Raw genomic sequence first — 524 nt, forward strand, 5'->3', positions numbered from 1 at the left:
CAGGACTCGCGGCATCGTTCTTATCAATCCGAACAACCCAACGGGCGCGGTATACAGCCGTGATTTCCTATTACAAGTTGTTGAGATTGCTCGTGAGCACGGTTTGATCATCTTCGCTGATGAAATCTACGACAAAGTACTTTACGACGGTGCGGTACACACTTCAGTTGCAACGCTTGCCGAAGACGTACTCATGGTGACATTCAACGGTCTGTCTAAGGCTTACCGTGTATGTGGGTTCCGTGGTGGTTGGATGTTCTTAACGGGTCCGAAACACATCGCGAAAGGCTATGTCGAAGGGCTAGAAATGCTCGCCTCGATGCGTTTGTGTGCCAACGTGCCAATGCAACACGCGATCCAAACCGCGCTCGGCGGCTATCAGAGTATTAATGAACTGATTCTGCCAGGCGGCCGACTACTTGAGCAACGCGACCGCGCATGGGAGCTAATCAACAAGATCCCTGGCGTTTCTTGTGTTAAACCGAAAGGCGCGATGTACCTGTTCCCTAAGATCGACACCAAGA

General features: G+C 51.3%; 1 protein-coding gene. It reads left to right on the forward strand.

What is annotated here, in order from left to right; translation table 11 throughout:
* Positions 1–524, forward strand: a 524-nt coding sequence (locus tag AB4496_RS29170) for an aminotransferase class I/II-fold pyridoxal phosphate-dependent enzyme (protein ID WP_372133611.1), incomplete at both ends; no start/stop codon positions are given.

This window comes from Vibrio sp. 10N.222.46.A1 (genome assembly GCF_041473595.1).
Lineage (GTDB): Bacteria > Pseudomonadota > Gammaproteobacteria > Enterobacterales > Vibrionaceae > Vibrio > Vibrio tasmaniensis_A.